Consider the following 21,484-nt stretch of genomic DNA (forward strand, 5'->3'; position numbering starts at 1 on the left):
CAATTGGACGAGGCATGCCTGGAACCATCTCGGGGCGAGGGGTGCACAGTATATCGTTGTACGTTAGAAAATAAACTAACCGCTCACGACACTAGCACTCCTCCTAGGTTATAGGCCGCGAGGGCCTGACTGGCCAACGCCATCGATAGGCCCGCGGCGGATAGTACGGCAGGTAGCCAGCTAAAAGCGCTATACAGTGATAGCACGACGCTGAAAAAAGCCAAACATATGGCAATAGTGTCCCGCGCGAAAGCCGCTTGAAATAATGCTTTAAAGCCTAACTTCTTGGGTGTTGCACGCTCTGTACTATCGGCGAACTCAGAACTCTGCGAAAGGGTGTGCCCCATGCGCTTTAAAATATGAATAAGTTCGGGCCAGCGTCGTTGGTGGCGTGCTAAATAGCGAGGGGATTCGGGCAGAAACACGAAGAGCATCAAACTTAACAGTACGGGCATTGAGCCGCCAAACCAGAACAACCATTGCCAACCATGGTGAGATAGAACCCAAGCGGCAAAGAGGCCGGCGATCATCCCGCCGAGGGGGAAGCAGACTATGGTCAGGGTTATAGCCATTGTGCGCTGACGAGCAGGGGTGTACTCAGCAGTGAGAGTGGCAGCGCAAGGCAACGCTGCGCCAATACCCAACCCTGCTATAAAACGCAAAATCGTGAGGCTCTCAAGGTTCAAAGCAAAACCGATTAGAATAGTAGCCGTGCCAAATAGTAAACAGCTGGTTGCCAGCACTCTACTTCGTCCAATGCGGTCTGCCAGATAACCACCGCAAGCCATGCCCATCGCCATGCCAATAAGGCCGGCCGCTAATACTGAACTAAACGCTGCGCGGGAGACGCCCCATTCGTCTATTAATTTGGGGATGGCGAACCCGATCAGCTGAGAGTCGAAACCATCAAGAATTATCGCCATTGCTGACATAAAAATAACAAGTTTCTGCATACCCAATAAGGGGCTGTTATCGAGAAATAAGCCAATATCAATTTTTTGAGTTGGGGCGCTTGTAGAGTTCATACTTTGCCCTCCACCGTTTTGAAAACGTTAGGGCGGCAAATAGTTAAGGGATCTAAGGATGTGACGTGAGAAATGCTAGATAGCACCATGTCTGCGACTCCTGAGTGATAATTGTTTTTATTAGGGGTGTATCTAAAACGTTAAAACGTTAAAAGCTGCTCTACAGGGCATGCCCAGCAGCGGCTGCTGTTGGGCATAGCAGGGGGGTTAAGCGTTCTTGACTGGACCTTGGTACTGAACCACGGTCTGCTCTATCGCACCAAACACGGACTGGCCGTCAGCATCCAGCATTTCCACTCGGACGCGGTCACCAAACTGGAGATGAGGGGTATGCATCTCACCGGTCGCGAGTTTCTCCAGCATCCTCTTTTCCTGGATACAGGCCGTACCCACCGAAGTGTCACGGTTCGATACTGTGCCGGAGCCGATAATGGTTCCTGCGCGCAGTTCGCGAGTTTGTGCGGCATGAGCAATCAGTCGAGGGAAGTCAAAGTAGCAGTCGACGCCTGCGTCTGGCTTGCCTAGGAGGCTGTCATTGACGTGGCAGATCAAAGGAAGAAGTACCTTCCCGCCATCCCAGGCAGAACCTAACTCTTCAGGGGTGATGGCAACTGGAGAAAATGCGGTAGAGGGTTTGGAGACCAAGAAGCCGAAGCCTTTTGCCAGCTCGGCTGGCATGATGTTGCGCAGGCTTACGTCATTCAGAATCATGACCAGCTTGATGTGCTTGCCTGCTTGCTCGACCGTAACGCCCATGGGTACGTCGTCGGTCACGATCGCAACTTCACCCTCCAAGTCGATTCCCCATTCAGATTTGGCTACCAGGATTGGGTCGCGAGGCCCGATAAAGGAGTCCGATGCGCCCTGATATAGCATGGGGTCGTGATAGAGCTGTTCTGGCATCTCCGCGTTGCGCGCTTTACGTACCAACTCTGCATGATTGAGATATGCAGAGCCGTCGCACCACTGGAAAGTACGCGGGAGAGGCGACTCCAGCTCGCATTGCTCAAAATCAAAAGCGCCGAGTGCCTGGCCGGCGTTTAGCTTATCGGAGAGTGCTTTCAGCTTTGGTTGTACTGTTGGCCACTCTTCAAGTGCTTCGAGCAGCGTCGCTGCAATTCCCTCTGTTGGAACGGCCTTTTTGAGATCACTCGAAACCAGGACAAGTGCCCCGTCGCGACGGCCATTTTTTAGTGATGCAAACTTCATATATTATTTTCCTTACTATAGTTGCGAGGGAGAGCTGCTTCGAGCCTCAGGGCTTAATCCAAGCGGCTAGATGCTCCAGCGTGAGGGGTAAATCGGAAAGGTTGGCTAGGCCGTCGAAGACATACCTGTCAGGGCGCAGCAGCACCGCTGCGAGATTATTGTCCTTTAACCATTGCTGAGATCTCAGACCTCCATCGCGAATAACCTTGACGCCGAGGACTTCCAGCAGTCCTGCAGTCTCCGCTGTCAGCTGATGGGCTTGAGTTGCTTCGATCACTAAGCAGAAGTGTGGACCGACCAGGTCATCCAGCCAGTGGCCGTCGGGCAGCACGGATTGGAAGCCGATCTTACCGACGGTTCCTTCTGTTCCCATATGCACGCCGGGGCCCAAAGTTGGGCGGGGGAAAGGAAAACAAAGGCCCTTACTTTTAAGCTCGGTATTGCGCACGGATGCCGCCTGGGGGCACGTCTCTTGGATAATCCCGCCTAGCTGTACTGCAAGGTCGACGAATTCACGGGCGTGTGGTTTACGTTCAGGCTCGTAAGTGTTCAGGATCCCAGCGCTATCAGGATGGGCTATGGCATGCGCAAGTTTCCATGACAGATTGGCTGCGTCACGCGCAGCGGCGCACAGACCTTGGCCGAGGAACGGCGGCGTCTGGTGGGCCGCGTCTCCGGCGATAAACAGGCGACCCTTTTGCCATTCCTGGCTGATCAAAGAGTGGAACATGTAGGTGGCTGCACGCTCTAGCTTGCCTTGGGAAGGTCTTACCCAAGGCGCCAATAGTTCCCAAACTTTTTTAGGCTGAGTGATTTCAGTATGGTCGTCGCTGTCCAGCAGCATGATTTCCCAGCGCCTGCGAAGAGGCGTTATGTAGTTCGAAGTGGCTGGGCGGGCCGGGTTGCAGTGCTGCACGGTGTGCTCAGGAAGGTCCAGTGGTCGATACAACTGCACATCGACGACTAACCACGCTTGGTGTAGGCCGAGATCCTCGTGGCTGTCGCCGATCCACTGGCGAGTGATCGAACGTGCTCCGTCACAACCCACTACATAGCGAGCTTGAATTTGCTCGCTCTGACCTGTTTGGCCATTTAGCACACTCAGAGTGACCCCTGCATCATCTTGACGAAAATCCGTCACCTGCATGCCTTCACGCAACTCTACATGGGGAAAACGGGCGAGGCCGGCACGAACTGCCTTCTCAAGATCGGGTTGATGGAAGTAGTAGTCGTTATGCCATCCCTGGTCACCCAAACCTTGTTGCCCTTCCCGCACCACGAGGGTTTCCCCCTCGGCATCCACCCAATGCATGCCATGCCCTGGGCGGCTTAATGCCAGCACTTCATTAGCCATACCCGCCGCTTGGATGATGCGCATGGTTTCACCGTCGATATGAACTGCACGGGGTATTTCCAGCACTCCCGCGGTTCGCTCAAGTACCAGCGTCCTCACGCCCAGTTCCCCTAGAAGATTGGCGAGGAGGGCACCGGTAGGCCCGCAGCCGATAATAACGACGTCTCTCATTTTTTATCCTTCTTGTTTGTCACAATGTGATAATAATTGTATTAATAGTCTTTTTTGTCAAAGAAAAAATGAAGAGGAAATCACAATGAGCAAAAATACCGGTCTAAAATTCAGCCATATGGGCATCTTCGCCCGGGATGTCGAGGCGCTAGGAGCCTTCTACTCTGAGGTTCTGGGTTTCACTATTACGGATAGGGGAAGCTTGGAGGGGCCGAATGGGCGCATCGACTTGGTATTCACCAGTCGCGACCCGGATGTGCACCATCAGATTGTTTTGGTCTCAGGACGCCCGGAGCAGCTCGACTTCAATGTCGTCAATCAAATCTCGATGACCGCAGATTCGATAGAAACACTTCAGGCGTTTCACCAGCGGCTCAAAGAGGCTCCGGTCACGGAGTTGGCGCCAGTGACTCACGGCAATGCACTTTCACTGTATTTCCGCGACCCAGAGGGTAACCGTATCGAAATCTATGTCGACACACCTTGGTACGTTAGCCAGCCGATGCGAGTGCCAATGCCGATTGAGTTGCCGCCAAAAGAGTTACTGGCTTGGGCTGAAGTCCACGCACGAAAGCTTCCAGGCTTCCGCCCCCGTAGTGAATGGCGGGCAGAAATGGCCAGGCTCATGGGGGTTGATTGATCACGCTACGGCATGAGGCGGCGGGGCGTAGCTATGCGCCCCGCACTCGTGGCGGAGTTAAGTTTCTGCCCGCAAAGAGATGACATTTAGGGAGCCTGGGGCAAGAAAGGTTATTGCGGACTACTTGTGGTTGGTTTTTAAACTTTGGGACAGCCTTGGTGGGCGAACAGCCTCCAGCGCCGTCCACCAGCCAGTTCTTCGTTAGCCCATACAGTCATAAACAGGCTACTAACCGCCTTCTCTTGACCTGCTTTGAGCACCTTGGCGGTCATCAGCCCTGTCACTATCAGACTGTCATCGAATGTTTGGGCACCGATCTGAGAAAATTCGAGAGACAGGTATTTCAGGCTTCCATCCGCTAGCTTGGTCAAAAAACTGTTCTTATTATCTCTGGCCCCGGTGGAGTGCATATAGATCAGCTTGGGTGATAGCAGCAAATCTAACTCGGCTTGATCTGACTTTAAAAGAGCTTCGCATCGGCGTCGCTCCAGACAGGAGGCTAGGTGTTCGTGTGCAGTCAACATGACAGGAATTCCACAGAGAGAGATCATATCGGACTCAAAAAATGTATAAATTATCACAATGCGATAATTTATTGGTATGAGCTTTGGGTGGTTAGAATGCGTTCTTTTTTATGCCTAGCCGCATATCATTATTTAGCTATAACTTTTTAGGACCCTGAACAAAACCCATGATAGAAAAATCCGATTCAAGCCTGTCCCGCATGCTTAGCGTACTGGATCTGTTCACTGATAATCAGCTGAGCTGGTCTGCTGACGCCATCTCTGAGGCATTACAGGTGTCATTACCAACTGGCTACCGCTACGTGAGAATGCTCACCGAAGCGGGCCTGCTGCAACGTTCTGCCGACTCGATGTACACCCTAGGGCCGAGAGTCATGGTCCTAGATCATTACATACGCAAGGCCGATCCTGTGTTGCAGCATGCCTTGCCGCTTATGCAGGAGTTGGTGGCGCAGACTGGCTTCAACTGTATCGTCTCGGGACTCTTTGGTAGCCAGATTCTTGACACACACCATGAACTGAGTTCCACGCCGACAAATCTTAGTTATGGCCGGGGACGTATCCGGCCTCTGTTTAAAGGCGCGGCGCCGAAAATCATTCTGGCAAGTTTCACCACATCTCAATTGCACAAAGTCTTTGATTCCAACCAGAAGGAGATATTAGAGGCTGATTTGCCGACGGAATGGTCGACTTTTAGAAAGTACTACAGCGATATCCGCAAAGCTGGCTTCTATTTCTCCGTCGGGGAAGTGGATGAAGATGCGGCAGCCGTATCGGTGGCGCTCCAGCCGCTTCAGGGGCCGGTTCAGGGAGCGCTAAGTTTAGTTAGTTCGGTGGATCGTATGAATCTGGTTAACCAGACGAAATTGATTCAGCTCTTGCAGCGGACTGCCCAGGAAATAATGACCCGAGTGTCACCTGCAAATATCGATGTCTGATGTCGTACTGAGGTGCGAAACGATATCTGAAACGAAAGTTGTGGCCGATGTCCACGTTTGGTTGTTGATTCCTCGCAGGCTGCCATCGTTTCTGAGGATTGCTGGAAATGTGCTCGGTGGGAGCTTTGCGGCGTCTGGGCAAGCTTGCCTTGAGCACATCTGCCCATAGCGTAGCCCAAAACCTCGGGAGGCCGAAATTATCGACCAGGAGCCATCCCTTAGTCGACGCGGGGATAGAGGTATCACGTAGTTTTATGCAGTCATGCCCAGATGCCAAAGACGAAAGCCGAGTGCTTGCAAGGGATATGAGTTCACTCGCAAGCATATGGCTTTTGGACGCTGCCACCAAAAATGCAACACTGTTGAAACGGTGTTGATTTAACATAATATACATTATGCGAACCTTCGTATTGGGGCGTCAAGGTCAGTGGAGGCTGCTTTTCTACAGGCGCTCAGTCGTCTAAGCCCAGATCCTTCCTGACGTCCGCCGCTGAATGCACGGCTTCTTGACCTTGGCGGACACGCTGCAAAATCGCCAGTGCTTCACTGCGCATTTTGGCGCGTGCAACAACGGCCATTGCTTCTGCAATACAAGCCGCGTCGCCAGTGTCGTTAGCATCAGCTAAAAAGATGTTTATGGTGTCAGTATCAACCAGCGAGTCTGCCGGATCGTAATCAAGAATTGGCTCTGTCATTTGAATGCCTGGGGAAACATATGAACCCAACACATGACCTTAAAAGTAATCGTTGGACAGTCACATACCAAGACGCTGCCGATGGCACTGGCACTGGCACTGGCACTGGCGACATGATCGTGCCGTTGCCCGATGATCTGCTCAGCAAAATGGGTCTTGTAACCTGTGACACATTGATCATTGAAAACCAGCCTGACGGCTCGTTAACGCTGACGAAAACCTCTCAGCCACTCAAGGTTAATCAGCCATGAAAACAGATATTGGTTCTAGCAATCTTGAAGATCTGGAAGACGTTCGTATTGCTGAACAACGACTGTTAGAGATCAATGCAAATCGCACCAAAACGATAAAATTAGAAGAAGTTAATAGCCTGATCCCAGTTGAAAAATCAGCCATTCCAGACAACGTTTACGCTGATATCTGGATGGCCAACCCAGAAGAAATGCTCAGAAAAGCCCGAATTGTTGCGCAAATCAGCCAAGTGATTAAACGCTCAGAAGGCCGAATTTCAAGGGCTGCGAGCATCATTGGGCTAAGCGAAATACAGCTAACAGCGCTTCTACTCGGACACTTTCAGGATTATAGAGAGGTCGATTTGATGGAATGCCTTGAGATACTCCACCAAAACAAGAGTTTCGCGGGCGCGAAACTGGGTGAATGAGAGGCCAATCCTGCTATTGCTGCTCTTTTTAAGACTATTAAGTTATAACTCTACTAAATAGTTCTTTAGTTGAGTTATAAGTCTGATCGAAATGCTCGACCGTGACCTATTTCACTTCGGTGAACGCTTCAATAACAGCGCTGCCGTCGAAGCGACCGTAGCCACTGTTCTTCATGCCCCTGTTAATTTGCACTCAACCAGCATCCGGGCGGCTAGCCAGATATAGGGTCAAGCTGACATTGCGACTGAAGATGGCTGACGACAGGCCGAACGCCGTATCGTAGCGACTGCCAATGCCTGCTCCGCGCCTTTGACCCGAACCTCGTTGGTGACGGGCCGAAAGGTTTCTTCATCGTAAATATCCATTTTCGATGACACTCTATCCACCAGCGTCGGAGCCATCTGCGCCTCCTCTGCTAGTTCTCCCACCACCATCGTGGCCCCCTTTCCTTCGCGATTATTACGTTCCTCACAACACTGTTTCTTGCTCACTGAGACTGACAATTTGTCGCAGGGACGTTTTTTTTGATATTGTGTCGAGAATTAACTATTTGGTTCAAAAGGTGCTTGCGGCTGCCCTTCACCGACAGCTTGTTTCACTTTGGGCCCCGTTTGCGGGAATCAGCGCTAATGTTAAGGCTGGTCACCCTAAGATCTCCCCACCACTGTCATGCATCAATAGGGTCATGCGCCATGAATAAGTCTCAACCTTCGGTCTCTGTGAGCCGTTGGCCCATTTGGGTTGCCGCCTTGGGCGTGCTGGTCTTCGCTTTACTCTTCATCGCCGGTGGCGGTTACCTCGCCACACTCGGTGGAAGCCTGTACTTCCTGCTTGCCGGGATTGGCATGCTCATCGCCTCTGTGCTGTTGTTCAAGCAACGAGTACTGGGTGCCTGGGTGTTTGCTGGCGTTATGATTGCGTCCATTGTCTGGTCGCTGGTTGATGCCGGGCTGGTGTTCTGGCCGCTGGTGTCCCGCCTTTTTGCCCTGGCCGTATTGAGCCTGGTGGTCGCGCTGGTGTACCCGACGCTGCGCAAGGCCAATGGCTTGAATGGCAACGGCGGCTATGCATTAAGTGCCGTGTTGGCTCTGGCTATCGTTGCCGGTTTCTGGGGCATGTTTGAGCCTCACGCGTCGGTTTCTCCAACGGGTGACGGCCCAGGCCTGACCAAGGTTGATCCGGCCAAGGCGCAGAAAAACTGGGAACACTATGGCAATGACGAAGGTGGCAGCCGCTTCGCCGCGCTGGACCAGATTAACCGCAGCAACGTTTCCAGGCTGGTACCGGCCTGGACTTACCACACCGGTGACGTCGCGATCAGCGATGGTAATGGCGCGGAAGACCAGATGACCCCGCTGCAAGTGGGTGACAAGGTGTTTATCTGCACACCGCATAACAACCTCATTGCACTGGACGCCGATACCGGCAAAGAGCTTTGGAAGAACGAAATCAACGCTAAGTCGGCGGTCTGGCAGCGTTGCCGTGGCCTGGCTTACTTTGACGCAACAGCCCCTATCGTGGCCCCAACCGATGGCAGTGCACCAGCTGCTGCGGTCAGTGTTGCTCCGGGTGCCGCTTGCCAGCGTCGTCTGTTAACCAACACCATCGACGCCCGCCTGATTGCGGTCGACGCCGATACCGGCAAGTTCTGCGAAGACTTCGGCACCCATGGCCAGGTTGATCTAAAAGCTGGATTGGGCGATGTGCCTGATTCCTACTACCAACTGTCGTCCGCGCCGTTGATGGCCGGAACCACGGTGGTGGTGGGCGGTCGTGTTGCAGACAACGTTCAGACCGACATGCCTGGCGGCGTAATTCGTGGTTTCGACGTGGTAACAGGCGCCATGCGCTGGGCTTTCGACCCCGGCAATCCGCAAGACAAGCAAGCCCCGGCTGACGGCAAAACCTATGTTCGCAGCACGCCTAACAGTTGGGCGCCGATGTCTTATGACCCGCTGATGAACACCGTGTTCTTGCCGATGGGCAGTTCGTCCACCGACATTTATGGCGTTGAACGTACGGCACTGGACCACACCTACGGCGCCTCGATACTGGCGCTGAACGCAACGACCGGTGATGAAAAATGGGTGTATCAAACCGTCCACAATGACTTGTGGGACTTTGACCTGCCGATGCAGCCTAGCCTGATCGACTTCACCAAAGCCGACGGTTCTAAGGTGCCTGCCGTCGTCATCGGTACCAAGGCTGGCCAGATCTTTGTGCTGGATCGCCACACCGGTCAGCCGCTGACTGACGTGAAGGAGGTGCCAGTCAAGGCTTCCAACATCCCTAACGAACCGTACTCGCCAACTCAGCCCAAATCGGTGGGCATGCCGCAGATCGGCGCACAAACGCTGACTGAGTCGGACATGTGGGGCGCAACGCCGTTTGACCAAATGCTGTGCCGTATTGCCTTCAAGAAAATGCGCTACGACGGCCTGTACACGGCGCCGGGAACTGACGTTTCGCTGAGCTTTCCGGGATCGTTGGGTGGCATGAACTGGGGCAGTCTGTCGACTGACCCGGTACACGGTTTCATCTTCGTCAACGATATGCGTCTGGGCCTGTGGAGCCAGATGGTGCCACAGCAAAAAGACGCCAAGGCATCCTCGGGTGGCGAAGCACTGAACACTGGCATGGGCGCTGTACCGCTCAAAGGGACGCCGTATGCCGTGAACAAAAACCGCTTCCTGTCCGTGGCTGGCATTCCCTGCCAGGCGCCGCCTTTCGGCACCCTGACGGCTATCGACATGAAGACCCAGAAAATTGCCTGGCAAGTGCCCGTTGGCACCGTTGAAGACACGGGCCCGCTGGGCATCAAAATGAAGCTGCCATTGCCTATCGGCATGCCAACCCTGGGCGGTACCCTCTCCACCCAAGGCGGCTTGGTATTTATTGCCGGCACTCAGGATTACTACCTGCGTGCGTTCAACTCGGCCAACGGTGAAGAGGCCTGGAAGGCTCGTCTGCCGGTTGGAAGCCAAGGTGGCCCGATGACATTCGTTTCGCCAAAAACCGGCAAGCAATACGTGGTAATCACCGCAGGTGGTGCGCGTCAGTCGCCAGATCGTGGTGACTACGTGATTGCTTACGCGTTGCCCGACAGCCAGTAAGCAAACGCTAAATAAAAAACCCGCCTGGTTAGGCGGGTTTTTTTGTGCTCAATGTCCTGGCTTGTAGCCCTGCCGCAGGCTGCCATGGGCAGCGCAGCGGCCTTGTTGTGAACATACACGCAAAGGTCCTTCGACCTTTATCGCAGCCTACAACAGCGGTTATCGTGTGGGGCTTAGCCCTGCTTCACCAATAAAACTCGCGTCACGCGGCGTTCTTCGACCTCAACCACGGTCATGCTCCAGCCTTCCCACGACAGTGTGTCGCCAATCATTGGCAACCGGTCCAGCAAACTCATGACCATCCCGGCCAGTGTTTGATAGTCATCCGTAGCGCTGCCCGGAAAACCGGTGTGCTGGCGAATCTGGCTCAGGTTCAAGGCGCCACTGACCAGATAACCGTTGTCTTGCGCGATGATATTCGGGCCTTCAATTTCACTCGCATCCGGCAGTTCACCGGCAATCGACTCCAGGATGTCAGTCATGGTCAGGAGGCCGATGAAATCGCCAAATTCGTTGATCACAAACGCAATGTGGGTCGACTCTTTGCGCATCTGCTCCAGGGCATTAAGAATGGTGAAGCTGTCGAGCAAGTTGATAGCTTTGCGAGCCATTGCCTCCAGGTCAGGTTGATGGCCCGCCAGCAGTTCTTTCAGCAGCTCCTTCTTGTGCACAAAGCCTAACGGTTCATCAATGCGCCCTGCTCTGATCAACGGCAATCGCGAGTACGAAGAGTGCATCAACGTGGTTCGGATACATTCCTCCGAGTCTGTCAGATCAATATGGTCGATCTCGGCACGTGGAGTCATTACCGTACGGATCGGCCGTTCTGCCAATTGCAGCACCCCCCGGATCATGATTCGTTCACGTCGATGGAAGACTTCTTCGGCTTCACCGCCTTCAAGCATGTCAGCGATTTCTTCGCCTACTTCATCCTCGCTCAGTTTGCGACCGCCCAACAGGCGCATCACCGCATGGGCCGTGCGTTCACGCATCGGACGCACGCCTTGCAGGCTGCGTTTACGCCGTGAGCGGGCAATCTGGTTAAACAGCTCGATCAGAATCGAGAAGCCAATCGCCGCATACAAGTAGCCTTTCGGGATATGGAAGCCCAAACCTTCAGCCGTCAGGCTAAAGCCGATCATCATCAAAAAGCCCAGGCAGAGCATGATCACGGTCGGATGGCTGTTGACGAACTTGGTCAGCGGCTTGCTGGCAATAATCATCAGGCCGATGGAGATCACGACCGCGATCATCATCACCGAGAGGTGTTCAACCATGCCGACTGCGGTAATCACCGCATCCAGCGAGAACACCGCATCGAGCACCACGATTTGCGCGACGATGGGCCAGAACAGGGCATACACCGCATTCGAGGCACGTTCAGCGACATGCCCTTCAAGCCGTTCATGCAACTCCATGGTCGCCTTGAACAACAGAAACAGACCACCAAACAGCATGATCAAGTCGCGGCCGGAGAATGATTTCTCAAACACTTCAAACAACGGCTCAGTCAGCGTGACCATCCACGAGATGCTCGCCAGTAAGCCCAGGCGCATGAGCAATGCCAGCGACAGGCCAATAATTCGCGCACGGTCGCGCTGCTCGGGCGGCAACTTGTCCGCGAGAATGGCAATAAACACCAGGTTGTCGATGCCGAGAACTAACTCCAGCACGATCAAAGTCAACAGGCCAAGCCAGGCCGTGGGATCTGCAATCCATTCCATAAGGGTTACTCAGTCTCTCGAAAAATCGGGGTCAGCGAATGACACGCACGGACATGCAAAGCAACCGACGTAATGCCGGACTTCGATAAATGTGGGGAATGCGAGACAGATTCAAGAGTGGCGGCTAAGCGCAAGACTGATGCGGGGTGTAACGAGGGACTGGGAGGCTCCAGGCGGGTGTTCATATAAACCTTGGTTAAATTCGGGAGGCAATCCTACAGCGACTCCCGATCTGCGCGCTGCAGATAGTTATTACAAAATCTTACCTGCCGCCCTGCCCGGCTTGATCCTCGAACCCCTGCAAGAGGATAGGCCGTGGCCGATGGCTGAAGACACAGCGAGTAATTGCCGCCGGCCTTCAGACCTCACCATCAGGAGTCATGCCCAACAGCGCGCTCCACGAAAACCCAAATCTGGCCGTGAATGCTTACCGGGCGCCTGGGTAAAGCAGGACTCTGCGGTTGATCCGCCTAAAGAGGTTGTGAAAAAACTCTTTACGAGCAAGATCGGCCTGCGTCAATCGCACGCCTGACCACGCGACTGCGGACCCAGCTCAAAACCAACACTTAGGTTTTAGGGTGAGCGTGCTGCTTGGCGCCGACGAGCAGCCACGCCAGCATGCCGAACAGCGGTACAAAAATCACCACTGCCACCCACATGCACCGGCTATTGACCGGGGCGTTGCTTTTCAGCACGCCGCGGATGGTCCAGAGCTCCAACAACAAAAGAATGACGGCCAGGACAGCCCAAAACGTAGGAATTTGCATACATCACCTCACAAGTTGTAAAACTTTAGGTCGGCTGATGACGCGAGGGTTCATTAATTTTTCAAAATGAGTCTGAGATTGTCCCCCATCACAGTATGAAACGGTCTGTGGCATTGCGCCGCTCGTTGTCATTGCGCATGTCATAACTGACCGTGGTCGCGATGTTGGCGTGGTGGGCCAGTTTTTGCGCAATCGACACGTCGTACTCCTCGATCACACGGGTGATAAATGAACGCCGGAAGTCATGCGGCATGATGTCCACGCCCACCTGTTTACCGCGCTGCTTGGCGATGTAGTAAATCGCATGCTTGGTAATGCGCTCACGGGTGATGTGGTGGCCACGGCGAATGCGGTTGAATAGAAAGTCATCATCGCTTACACCTTCCGGCAAGTTTTTGCGCCGCAATGCCAGCCATGCTTCAAGCTTTTCAAAGGCCCAGGCCGGGGCGAACTTGATCAGTTCCTTGTTGCCCTTGCCCATCACTTGCAAGCTGCGCTCTGCCACATTGACCTGACGCAGGTCCATATTTACCGATTCGGATTTGCGCATGCCCGAACCATACAGAATCGCAATGATCGCGGCATCCCTCAGGCCCTGCGGGCGCGGGTCTGCTTCACACACATCCATCAACTCGCGAATCAATGTGCGGCGCAGGTTACGGCCCTTGCTCAGGCGCGAACCGCCGCCCGCCTTCACCGCACGAATCTTCAGCAACTGATCCTGAGTGATCAGGCTCTGTTGCCAGGCCTGGTTCATCACCCCGCGGATGGCGTTCACGTAGAGCGATGAGGTGTTTGGTGCATAACCATCTGCTCGCAGCGCTGCAACCAGGGCCGTGATATGGCCTGGCTGCAACTGGTGCCAGGGGAATTCATCAATCGCGACGTCATCGACGCCCAAACGATCTGCTGCGTCCTGCAACACATAACGCATGGTCTGCCGGCTGGACGGCGCCAAACGTTGCAGGTAAAGCGTAACGGGCGCTTGAACCTGATTTAACTGAATCGCGTGAAGCTGAACTGCTGCGGGGTCAATTATCGACACAACCACTCTCAATACGGTTGAAACACGCCGTAATATAACCCAGGCACATAGATTTCATGCGCACTTATAGCCTTTCCATTCACACTGGATTTCGTTTCTCTTGCTCAACCTCGCCGGTGCCATTGCACTGTTGTTGTGGGGCACGCATATGATTTCAGCCGTGCTGCTGCGCGGCTTCGCTTACTCGAGGTCTTTTGATCGGTGAACGATCCCTTCAGATCGGCCTAACGCAACTTGAGCGGATCAACCAGCCCGGCAGCAATCGCCATGCCCACTAGTTCCGGCAAATGTTCAGCCTGCATGCGCTTCATGACTCGTGCTCGGTACAGGTCGATGGTTTTTGGGCTCACCGCCAATTGCTCGGCAATCTCGCGGGTGGTGTAGCCCTTGACCAGCGGCAAGAACACATCGCGCTCACGAGGTGTGAGGCTTTGCAGGCGCGCCTCAAGTTCGGTTTGTTCCTGGCTGGCGGTTTGTCGGGCATTACCGCCGCTCAAGGCTTGTTGCACGCTGTCCAGCAGCAACTGCTGGTTGTAGGGCTTTTCGATAAAGTCATGGGCGCCCGCTTTGAAAGCACGCACCACAATCGGTACATCGGCATGTCCACTGACAAAAATCACCGGCATTTTGATTCCGCGTTCCTGCAGCGCTTGCTGCACATTCAGGCCGCCCATGGCGGGCATGCGCACATCGAGCAGCACACAGGCGCTGCGCATCGGGTCACAGGCCTCTAAAAAAGCCTGGCCACTGGTGAATGGCTGCGCATTCAGGCCCACCGATTCCAATAACCATACCGTCGAATCGAGCATGCCCTGATCGTCATCGACTACGTACACCACATGTTGCTCGGGGGTTGTCATGGGTTAAATGCCCTCTTCTTGTTGTTTGATAGCGGCCATCAACGGCAGGCGGCAACACATGCGCAGCCCAACGGGTTGTGGCTCGGCGTTCAGTTCTCCGCCAAAGCCTTCGATGATACTGCGACTCATCGACAAACCCAGCCCTAGCCCCTCGGCTTTACTGGTGTAAAACGGGGTGAACAGTTGCTCGAACTGCTCGCCCGTCACCCCAGGCCCCTGATCCTGCACATTGATGTGTAACCAACTGTTGGCCACGACCTGCGCCCGCAAGGTAATGCGTGAAGGCTGCCGCGGTTGTTGCTCGCTGTTGGCATCAATGGCATTGCGCAGCAGGTTGATCAATACCTGCTCCAGCAACACCCTATCGGCGTACACCAACGGCAGTATTTCCGGTAATTGCTGCTCAATGCTCACCTGCCGCTCGCGGGCTTCCCAGGCGCACAGACTCACGGCCTGACGCACCACATCGCTCACATCCAGCGCCTGCAAGGTGCGGCGGCCCTTGCGTAGAAACCCTCGAAGACGCTGGATCACCTGGGAGGCATGGTTGGCGTGCAGGGTGATGCGTTCCAGCCCTTGCTTCACGCGGGAAACCGCATCGGGGTTGTGCTCAAGGTTTTGCAGGTAACGCTGGCTGGCATTCGCATAATTGACCACGGCGGCCAGCGGTTGATTGATCTCGTGGGCAATCCCGGACGCCAGTTCTCCCAAGGTTATCAGCCGCGCGGTGTGGGCCATTTCGTCTTGATGATGGCGCTGCTGGGCTTCACGCAATTCACGCTCACGCATGTCACGGGCTACCAGCGAGAAAAACCGCTCACCGGCAGTCGAGCGATGGGCCAGCAACAGCAGTGACACCGGCACAGAAGCCTCACCATTCAAGGGCTGCAAGCGGGTTTCGCTGCTCCACAAGCCGTGTTGTTCCGCATTGCGCCAACCCACCGATTGCAGTTGCGTCAAGTCTTGCGGGCTTAAAAAGTCCGCAAGCGAAAGAAGACTGTCCCCACATGCCACGCCGAGAATGCGCCGTGCTGCCGGATTGAGGTAAGACACGCTGCCCACCGGATCAATAAACAGCACCGGGTCCGGATTGGCTTCGACCACATCGGCCAGACGCCGCTTGTTTTCCTCGGCCTGAATCCGCGCGGTGATGTCGCGCGACACGCTGACCACCTCAACCACCGCGCCGGTATAAGTTTCACGGATTGCCCGACTGGCCGTTTCAAACCACAGGTAATGCCCGGCCTGATGCCGAATGCGATAGGTCATGGTGTGGTAGCCATCGAGTTCCAGCGCATCGCGCGCCTGACGCAGCACTTGTGCCAGGTGATGGGGATGAAACAGTCGCTGGGCCAGAGTCCCTCGCAAACGTTCGGGCCAATAGCCGAGCAAGGTCCATGACGCCGGGGAAGCATCCAGAAAGCGCCCGTCGGGGCTGTGACGCGAGATCAAGTCGGTGGTGTTTTCAGTAATCAGTCGATACAGACGCCGGGCCTTGGCGGCTTCACGTTCGGCCAGCAGTTCGCTGCTCGCTTCACGTCCACGGGCCACCACGCACCGGTTTTGCGGGTCCGGAATCAGGGTCCAGAGCCAGATCTGTTCATGGCTGTGCGCTTCGACCTGCTCAATGGCCCGGGCCTGTTGCAGGCACGCGTTGATCAATTCATTCAGATTACCCGGCAACCATGTGCGCACATGGCTCAGCGACTTGCCTGCCAACAGCCGCGCCAATGCCGGGTTAGCCGCCAGCGGCACGCCTTGGGCGTCAAGCACCACCGAGGGTTGCGGGTCATAGGTGAGCAGCGAAACAGACATTGGGCATCCATGTATGGGGTACAGGCTTAATATAGAACAATTACTATATTGCTTAGGTATTACTTCCATATCAAATACAAACTGAGCTATAAGTCAGTTCGGACATAAAACTGACCCTTTCGCCACCGGCAGAGCGGGCAGCCACAGAGCTAACAATCAGCCACCGGAATGACCATCATGTCGATTTTTGAGCAAGGCCTCGAGCCCACTGCTGTCAACCATATTGCCCTCTCGCCTCTGAGCTTTATCGAGCGCACCGCCAGCGTCTACCCCGACTACCCTGCCGTGATCCACGGTTCCATTCGCCGCACCTGGGCACAGACCTACAGCCGTTGCCGGCGCTTGGCGTGTGCACTGGCTGGCCGCGGGATAGGCAAGAACGACACCGTGGCGGTGATGTTGCCCAACATCCCGGCGATGCTGGAAGTGCACTTTGCTGTCCCGATGATTGGCGCTGTTCTCAATGCCCTCAACGTGCGCCTTGATGCCGAAGCCATTGCCTTCATGCTTGCTCACGGCGAAGCCAAGGTACTGATTGCCGACCGTGAATTCCATGACGTGGTTCACGCTGCCGTGGCCATGCTCGACCATCCGCCGCTGATCATCGACGTCGATGACCCGGAGTACGGCGAAGGCCGACCGGTCAGTGCGCTGGATTATGAAGCGTTTCTGGCCGAAGGTGACCCCGAGTACGAGTGGCCATGGCCTACGGATGAGTGGCAAGCCATCGCGCTGAACTACACCTCGGGCACCACCGGCAATCCCAAAGGCGTGGTTTACCACCACCGCGGGGCGTATCTCAACTCGCTGGGCAATCAAATGGTCTGGGCCATCGGCAACCACCCGGTGTATCTGTGGACCCTGCCGATGTTTCACTGCAACGGCTGGTGCTACCCGTGGATCATCACCGCGCTGGCCGGCGTGCATGTATTTCTGCGTCGGGTCGACCCGCAAAAAATCCTCAACCTGATCCGTGAGCATCAGGTGACTCACTTGTGTGGCGCGCCGATTGTGCTTAATGCGCTGGTCAACATGCCCGACTCGGCCAAGGCGGCCATCGACCACCCGGTCAATGCCATGGTCGCAGGCGCCGCCCCGCCCGCCAAAGTGATTGGTGCGGTCGAAGAAATGGGCATCAAAGTCACCCACGTCTATGGCCTGACCGAAGTCTACGGCCCGGTGACTATCTGCGCCTGGCATGACAAATGGGACGAACACACCCTCGCTGAGCGCGCCCAGATCAAATCCCGTCAAGGTGTGCGCTACCCCACGCTGGAAGGCGTCATGGTGGCCGATCCGAAAACCCTGGAGCCGACGCCCCGTGACGGTGAAACCATGGGGGAGATCTTCATGCGCGGCAACACGGTGATGAAAGGCTACCTGAAAAACCCCAGCGCCACGGCTGAAGCGTTTGAAGGCGGCTGGTTCCATACCGGCGACCTGGCTGTGTGTCACCCGGACGGTTATGTAGAAATCCGCGACCGCCTCAAAGACATCATCATTTCGGGTGGCGAGAACATCTCGACCATTGAGGTCGAAGGCGTGCTGTATCGCCATCCCGGGGTGATGGAAGCGGCCGTGGTGGCGCGCCCGGATGAAAAATGGGGTGAAACCCCGTGCGCCTTTATCACCCTCAAAGCCGATCACCAGCACGTGCGCGAGATCGAAATCATCGCCTTTTGCCGCGAGCATCTGGCCGGGTTCAAAGTGCCACGCACTGTGGTGTTCACCTTATTGCCCAAGACCTCCACGGGTAAAGTCCAGAAATACGTGCTGCGCGACATCGCCAAAGCCCTGTAACCCATCCTGGCCCTTGTAGGCGCGAAGCAACTCGCGATCTGTAAAAGATCGCGAGACGAGCTCACGCCTTCGCTTAAAAAATTCACGAGGTTTTGTGATGCCTGAATTCAATGCCCCGCTGCGTGACATGCGCTTTGTGTTGCACGAAGTATTTGAAGCGCCCGCACTCTGGGCGCGTATGCCGGCCTTGGCCGAGCACGTTGATGCCGACACCGCTGACGCGATTCTTGAAGAAGCCGCCAAGGTTACCCGCCAACTGATTGCGCCCCTCAACCGCAGCGGCGATGAAGAAGGCGCGACGTGGCAGGACGGTAAGGTCAGCACGCCAAGCGGTTTCAAGGCGGCCTATGACACTTACATCGAAGGTGGCTGGGTCGGCCTGTCGGGCAACCCGGCGTTTGGCGGGCTGGGAATGCCGAAAATGCTCGCGGTGCAGTTTGAAGAAATGCTCTACGCCGCCAATTCAAGCTTTGCCCTGTACTCGGCGCTGACCTCGGGCGCCTGCCTGGCGATTGATGCACACGCCAGCCAGGCACTCAAAACCACGTATTTGCCGCCGATGTATGAAGGTCGCTGGGCTGGTTCCATGTGCCTGACTGAAGCCCATTGCGGCACCGATCTGGGCATTATTCGCACCCGAGCCGAACCCCGTGCCGATGGCAGTTTCAACATCAGCGGCAGCAAGATTTTCATTACCGGCGGCGATCAGGACCTGACTGAGAATATCGTCCATCTGGTACTCGCCAAATTACCGGACGCGCCTGCCGGGCCACGGGGCATCTCCCTGTTTCTGGTGCCAAAGGTGCTGGTTAATGTCGACGGCACATTGGGTGCAACCAATGCAGTGACCTGCGGTTCTATCGAACACAAAATGGGCATCAAGGCATCCGCCACCTGTGTGATCAACTTCGACGGCGCCCAAGGCTGGCTGATCGGTGAAGCCAATAAGGGCCTGGCGGCGATGTTCACCATGATGAACTACGAACGTCTGTCGATCGGCATTCAGGGCATCGGTTGCGCCGAAGCCTCTTATCAGAATGCTCGCGCCTACGCCCAGGAACGCCTGCAAAGCCGGGCTCCGACCGGCGCGGTTGCACCCGGCAAAATAGCCGACCCGATCATCGTTCACCCCGATGTACGGCGCATGCTGCTGAGCATGAAAGCCATGACCGAGGGTGGCCGCGCGTTTGCCAGTTACGTAGGCCAGCAACTGGACCTGAGTAAGTTCTCGACCGACCCGCAAGAACAGCAGGACGCCAGTACGCTGGTGGCTTTGCTCACGCCGGTGGCCAAAGCATTTTTTACCGATACCGGGCTCGACAGTTGCGTCTTGGGCCAGCAAGTGTTCGGGGGGCATGGATACATCCGCGAATGGGGGCAAGAGCAACTGGTGCGCGATGTGCGCATTGCGCAAATTTACGAGGGCACTAATGGCATCCAGGCCCTGGATTTGCTGGGGCGTAAAGTCATCGCCAACGGCGGCGTGGCCCTGCGCCTGTTCACCGCCCATATCCGCGACTTTGCAACCCAGCCCGCAAAACCTTATGCCCGCGAACTGGTGCAGGCCGTACAGAGGCTTGAGGACTTGAGTCTCTGGTTGCAGGCCAGAGCCAGAATCAACCCCAACGAAATCGGGGCCGCGTCGGTTGAGTACTTACAGGTATTTGGCTACGTGGCGTATGCCTGGCTCTGGGCAAGAATGGCTGATGTGGCGCAGCGGTCATTGCAGGCTGACCCCGACTTTTATGGCGCTAAACTGGCCACGGCCAAGTTCTACTTCAGTCGCGTGCTGCCCCGCACATTGAGTCTGGAACAGTCGATCCGGGCTGGCAGTGAATCGCTGTTTGAGCTGGACGCAGCAAGTTTTTAACCCCCGCCCTAAAATGGCGGCTTGTAAAAAGCCGCCATTGGCCCAGCAAAGGCTCACTTCAACTCGTCAAGCACCAGCACTTCACGGTGCTCCAGCAGATCCGCAACGGCCTTGCCCATGGTCAGGTAGTGCGGCGTGGTTTTGTGGTGCTCAATGGCCGCCCTGTCTTTCCAGCCCTCGATAAACACAAAACGCTGCGGATCGGCCTGATCAAGGTGCAGATCGTAGAACGCGCAGCCCGCTTCAGCGCGTGAGCCTGTGACGCACGCCAGCAGCGCCTCTTTGACGGTTTGTTCGTGACCGGCTTTGGCACGCAGGATGGCAACAATCTTGATGGTATTAGGCATATCGGCTTCCAGAAAAAGGGTTTGGCGTTCTCAATACACTCACTCACAAGCAGAGCGATACTACCTGACATTCAGCGGGGTGCAGCACTCGCTCGCCCACCCGTCGACATTGCCGGCGGGATCAGGTGTTTATGTGGTGGGGAGTGGCTTGCGGCGCGCTCGTGACAGCATCCAACCAGGCAGTGAAGTGAGTGACCCGGACATCGTGCTCCGAACGCTTGCACTTGGATCACTCACGCGTGGGTCAGACGCTAGGGTCTTTTTCGGCCTTATGCACGTAGTCAGCGATTTGATCTTTGATTTTCAGCCGTTTGGCCTTGAGGTCGAGCAATGTATCGTCTGATACGCCAATCGCATTCTGCGCTTCAGCCTCCAAGACGGCATCATCGGCAGCTTTGTATTTAGTGACGAGCCCCAAAAAGTGGCCGTTTTGACCTTCAAGCTTTGCGGCTGCATCCCTCGAGATATTCAAGTCCTGATACAAATCATGTTTAACGGGCATATCTGCACCTCATGGATTTTTAGGTGACGAGTGCAGACTCTGAGGATGAGTCTGCAAAAAAAGGTTCCATCCTTGCTGAACCGCCTTAAGCAATAGCATGCAACCGGCCACTGAGAAAGTCAGCGGCCTGCTTTCCTTGTAAAACCCCTCACCTGTTTCAGCGCGTTAACGCTTCAAAGCCCTTCAATATCGACGTGGGAGCGTGTTTTAGCCGCGGCCATTTAACGGTCAACGTCATGACTGAAAATCACAAAATGATGTTTTTTTGACATGTCGCGGTTTGAATCATGGACTATCCTCACATTTGCGTAGAAACATGTCCGCTTGAAACACACCTGTCACTCAAAAGTAACGTTGGATACGCTGGAATTTTAAGGCTCGCGCCACTGTCATACCTTTAAGCGACAAAGATCACATCGGCGT

At 55.2% G+C, this 21,484-nt stretch carries 20 protein-coding genes and 1 pseudogene; 8 read left to right on the forward strand and 13 right to left on the reverse strand.

The annotated features are described in order from the left end of the window. Positions 1-83: 83 nt before the first annotated feature. The 3 genes from ACIQYF_RS04275 to ACIQYF_RS04285 all read right to left on the reverse strand — a co-directional run bounded on the left by ACIQYF_RS04275 (position 84) and on the right by ACIQYF_RS04285 (position 3,759). Complete coding sequence (locus tag ACIQYF_RS04275) at positions 84-1,025, reverse strand: MFS transporter (protein ID WP_402857196.1); 942 nt, start codon at positions 1,023-1,025, stop codon at positions 84-86. A gap of 207 nt (positions 1,026-1,232) precedes the next feature. Beyond that, on the reverse strand, positions 1,233-2,234 hold the full coding sequence (locus ACIQYF_RS04280) for a fumarylacetoacetate hydrolase family protein (RefSeq protein ID WP_402857198.1): 1,002 nt from the start codon (positions 2,232-2,234) through the stop codon (positions 1,233-1,235). Between the two features lie 46 nt (positions 2,235-2,280). After that, on the reverse strand, positions 2,281-3,759 hold the full coding sequence (locus ACIQYF_RS04285; protein ID WP_402857200.1) for a bifunctional 3-(3-hydroxy-phenyl)propionate/3-hydroxycinnamic acid hydroxylase: 1,479 nt from the start codon (positions 3,757-3,759) through the stop codon (positions 2,281-2,283). Positions 3,760-3,844: 85 nt separating this feature from the next. Between ACIQYF_RS04285 and ACIQYF_RS04290 the strand changes: the two genes are divergently transcribed. After that, a complete protein-coding gene (locus ACIQYF_RS04290; protein WP_402857202.1) occupies positions 3,845-4,399 on the forward strand; it encodes a VOC family protein in 555 nt (184 codons plus the stop codon). Positions 4,400-4,536: 137 nt separating this feature from the next. Here ACIQYF_RS04290 and ACIQYF_RS04295 read toward each other — a convergent pair whose 3' ends face one another. Continuing rightward, positions 4,537-4,923, reverse strand: coding sequence for a nuclear transport factor 2 family protein (locus tag ACIQYF_RS04295; protein ID WP_402857204.1), 387 nt, complete (start codon positions 4,921-4,923; stop codon positions 4,537-4,539). Between the two features lie 167 nt (positions 4,924-5,090). Between ACIQYF_RS04295 and ACIQYF_RS04300 the strand changes: the two genes are divergently transcribed. Further along, the gene (locus ACIQYF_RS04300; RefSeq protein WP_402857206.1) at positions 5,091-5,861 is read left to right on the forward strand and encodes an IclR family transcriptional regulator; all 771 of its coding nucleotides are present in this window, start codon (positions 5,091-5,093) and stop codon (positions 5,859-5,861) included. A 452-nt stretch (positions 5,862-6,313) separates the two neighbouring features. Here ACIQYF_RS04300 and ACIQYF_RS04305 read toward each other — a convergent pair whose 3' ends face one another. Continuing rightward, the gene (locus ACIQYF_RS04305) at positions 6,314-6,556 is read right to left on the reverse strand and encodes a transcriptional regulator (protein WP_402857208.1); all 243 of its coding nucleotides are present in this window, start codon (positions 6,554-6,556) and stop codon (positions 6,314-6,316) included. Positions 6,557-6,576: 20 nt separating this feature from the next. On the opposite strand from ACIQYF_RS04305, the gene ACIQYF_RS04310 reads away from it, so the two are divergent. Both ACIQYF_RS04310 and ACIQYF_RS04315 read left to right on the forward strand, forming a co-directional pair. After that, positions 6,577-6,807, forward strand: a complete 231-nt coding sequence (locus ACIQYF_RS04310; RefSeq protein WP_402857210.1) for a hypothetical protein — start codon at positions 6,577-6,579, stop codon at positions 6,805-6,807. Continuing rightward, positions 6,804-7,217 carry an XRE family transcriptional regulator gene (locus tag ACIQYF_RS04315; protein ID WP_402857212.1) on the forward strand — a complete coding sequence of 138 codons (414 nt, stop codon included), beginning with the start codon at positions 6,804-6,806 and terminating at the stop codon, positions 7,215-7,217. Before ACIQYF_RS04310 ends, ACIQYF_RS04315 begins: the two co-directional genes overlap by 4 nt. A gap of 228 nt (positions 7,218-7,445) precedes the next feature. On the opposite strand, the gene ACIQYF_RS04320 is transcribed toward ACIQYF_RS04315, so the two are convergent. Continuing rightward, positions 7,446-7,652: an aldehyde dehydrogenase family protein gene (locus tag ACIQYF_RS04320; RefSeq protein ID WP_402858028.1), complete on the reverse strand. Its 207-nt coding sequence runs from the start codon at positions 7,650-7,652 to the stop codon at positions 7,446-7,448. Positions 7,653-7,910: 258 nt separating this feature from the next. On the opposite strand from ACIQYF_RS04320, the gene ACIQYF_RS04325 reads away from it, so the two are divergent. Beyond that, positions 7,911-10,331, forward strand: a complete 2,421-nt coding sequence (locus tag ACIQYF_RS04325; RefSeq protein ID WP_402857214.1) for a glucose/quinate/shikimate family membrane-bound PQQ-dependent dehydrogenase — start codon at positions 7,911-7,913, stop codon at positions 10,329-10,331. A gap of 173 nt (positions 10,332-10,504) precedes the next feature. Here the strand turns inward: ACIQYF_RS04325 and ACIQYF_RS04330 are convergent, their stop codons facing one another. The 3 genes from ACIQYF_RS04330 to xerC all read right to left on the reverse strand — a co-directional run bounded on the left by ACIQYF_RS04330 (position 10,505) and on the right by xerC (position 13,858). Further along, positions 10,505-12,055, reverse strand: a complete 1,551-nt coding sequence (locus ACIQYF_RS04330) for a TerC family protein (RefSeq protein ID WP_402857216.1) — start codon at positions 12,053-12,055, stop codon at positions 10,505-10,507. A 566-nt stretch (positions 12,056-12,621) separates the two neighbouring features. Then, positions 12,622-12,822: a PLD nuclease N-terminal domain-containing protein gene (locus tag ACIQYF_RS04335; RefSeq protein WP_402857218.1), complete on the reverse strand. Its 201-nt coding sequence runs from the start codon at positions 12,820-12,822 to the stop codon at positions 12,622-12,624. An 88-nt stretch (positions 12,823-12,910) separates the two neighbouring features. Further along, the gene (xerC, locus tag ACIQYF_RS04340; protein ID WP_402858031.1) at positions 12,911-13,858 is read right to left on the reverse strand and encodes a tyrosine recombinase XerC; all 948 of its coding nucleotides are present in this window, start codon (positions 13,856-13,858) and stop codon (positions 12,911-12,913) included. Between the two features lie 97 nt (positions 13,859-13,955). On the opposite strand from xerC, the pseudogene ACIQYF_RS04345 reads away from it, so the two are divergent. Continuing rightward, positions 13,956-14,045 (forward strand): annotated as a pseudogene (locus ACIQYF_RS04345) (hypothetical protein); the annotation flags it as partial. A 46-nt stretch (positions 14,046-14,091) separates the two neighbouring features. Here the strand turns inward: ACIQYF_RS04345 and ACIQYF_RS04350 are convergent. Beyond that, positions 14,092-14,727, reverse strand: coding sequence for a response regulator transcription factor (locus ACIQYF_RS04350; protein WP_402857220.1), 636 nt, complete (start codon positions 14,725-14,727; stop codon positions 14,092-14,094). Between the two features lie 3 nt (positions 14,728-14,730). Beyond that, positions 14,731-16,542: a PAS domain S-box protein gene (locus ACIQYF_RS04355; RefSeq protein ID WP_402857222.1), complete on the reverse strand. Its 1,812-nt coding sequence runs from the start codon at positions 16,540-16,542 to the stop codon at positions 14,731-14,733. Between the two features lie 177 nt (positions 16,543-16,719). On the opposite strand from ACIQYF_RS04355, the gene ACIQYF_RS04360 reads away from it, so the two are divergent. Together ACIQYF_RS04360 and ACIQYF_RS04365 are read left to right on the forward strand one after the other, a co-directional pair. Continuing rightward, a complete protein-coding gene (locus ACIQYF_RS04360; RefSeq protein ID WP_402857224.1) occupies positions 16,720-18,342 on the forward strand; it encodes an acyl-CoA synthetase in 1,623 nt (540 codons plus the stop codon). 97 nt (positions 18,343-18,439) lie between these two features. Continuing rightward, positions 18,440-20,212: an acyl-CoA dehydrogenase C-terminal domain-containing protein gene (locus tag ACIQYF_RS04365; protein ID WP_402857226.1), complete on the forward strand. Its 1,773-nt coding sequence runs from the start codon at positions 18,440-18,442 to the stop codon at positions 20,210-20,212. 53 nt (positions 20,213-20,265) lie between these two features. On the opposite strand, the gene ACIQYF_RS04370 is transcribed toward ACIQYF_RS04365, so the two are convergent. Continuing rightward, positions 20,266-20,559: a putative quinol monooxygenase gene (locus ACIQYF_RS04370; RefSeq protein ID WP_402857228.1), complete on the reverse strand. Its 294-nt coding sequence runs from the start codon at positions 20,557-20,559 to the stop codon at positions 20,266-20,268. Between the two features lie 244 nt (positions 20,560-20,803). After that, a complete protein-coding gene (locus tag ACIQYF_RS04375; protein WP_402857230.1) occupies positions 20,804-21,061 on the reverse strand; it encodes a YdcH family protein in 258 nt (85 codons plus the stop codon). Positions 21,062-21,484 lie beyond the last annotated feature (423 nt).

Source organism: Pseudomonas sp. NPDC096917, from assembly GCF_044762555.1.
Classification (GTDB): Bacteria; Pseudomonadota; Gammaproteobacteria; order Pseudomonadales; family Pseudomonadaceae; genus Aquipseudomonas.

Bases quoted from the DNA above. Each gene is read 5' to 3' on its own strand.
- ACIQYF_RS04300 (WP_402857206.1), top strand. From the start codon at position 5,091: ATGATAGAAAAATCCGATTCAAGCCTGTCCCGCATGCTTAGCGTACTG.
- ACIQYF_RS04315 (WP_402857212.1), top strand. From the start codon at position 6,804: ATGAAAACAGATATTGGTTCTAGCAATCTTGAAGATCTGGAAGACGTT.
- ACIQYF_RS04275 (WP_402857196.1), bottom strand. From the start codon at position 1,025: ATGAACTCTACAAGCGCCCCAACTCAAAAAATTGATATTGGCTTATTT.
- ACIQYF_RS04365 (WP_402857226.1), top strand. From the start codon at position 18,440: ATGCCTGAATTCAATGCCCCGCTGCGTGACATGCGCTTTGTGTTGCAC.
- ACIQYF_RS04325 (WP_402857214.1), top strand. From the start codon at position 7,911: ATGAATAAGTCTCAACCTTCGGTCTCTGTGAGCCGTTGGCCCATTTGG.
- ACIQYF_RS04305 (WP_402857208.1), bottom strand. From the start codon at position 6,556: ATGACAGAGCCAATTCTTGATTACGATCCGGCAGACTCGCTGGTTGAT.
- ACIQYF_RS04360 (WP_402857224.1), top strand. From the start codon at position 16,720: ATGTCGATTTTTGAGCAAGGCCTCGAGCCCACTGCTGTCAACCATATT.
- ACIQYF_RS04280 (WP_402857198.1), bottom strand. From the start codon at position 2,234: ATGAAGTTTGCATCACTAAAAAATGGCCGTCGCGACGGGGCACTTGTC.
- ACIQYF_RS04295 (WP_402857204.1), bottom strand. From the start codon at position 4,923: ATGTTGACTGCACACGAACACCTAGCCTCCTGTCTGGAGCGACGCCGA.
- ACIQYF_RS04285 (WP_402857200.1), bottom strand. From the start codon at position 3,759: ATGAGAGACGTCGTTATTATCGGCTGCGGGCCTACCGGTGCCCTCCTC.
- ACIQYF_RS04355 (WP_402857222.1), bottom strand. From the start codon at position 16,542: ATGTCTGTTTCGCTGCTCACCTATGACCCGCAACCCTCGGTGGTGCTT.
- ACIQYF_RS04375 (WP_402857230.1), bottom strand. From the start codon at position 21,061: ATGCCCGTTAAACATGATTTGTATCAGGACTTGAATATCTCGAGGGAT.
- ACIQYF_RS04335 (WP_402857218.1), bottom strand. From the start codon at position 12,822: ATGCAAATTCCTACGTTTTGGGCTGTCCTGGCCGTCATTCTTTTGTTG.
- ACIQYF_RS04330 (WP_402857216.1), bottom strand. From the start codon at position 12,055: ATGGAATGGATTGCAGATCCCACGGCCTGGCTTGGCCTGTTGACTTTG.
- ACIQYF_RS04350 (WP_402857220.1), bottom strand. From the start codon at position 14,727: ATGACAACCCCCGAGCAACATGTGGTGTACGTAGTCGATGACGATCAG.
- ACIQYF_RS04290 (WP_402857202.1), top strand. From the start codon at position 3,845: ATGAGCAAAAATACCGGTCTAAAATTCAGCCATATGGGCATCTTCGCC.
- ACIQYF_RS04310 (WP_402857210.1), top strand. From the start codon at position 6,577: ATGAACCCAACACATGACCTTAAAAGTAATCGTTGGACAGTCACATAC.
- ACIQYF_RS04370 (WP_402857228.1), bottom strand. From the start codon at position 20,559: ATGCCTAATACCATCAAGATTGTTGCCATCCTGCGTGCCAAAGCCGGT.
- ACIQYF_RS04320 (WP_402858028.1), bottom strand. From the start codon at position 7,652: ATGGTGGTGGGAGAACTAGCAGAGGAGGCGCAGATGGCTCCGACGCTG.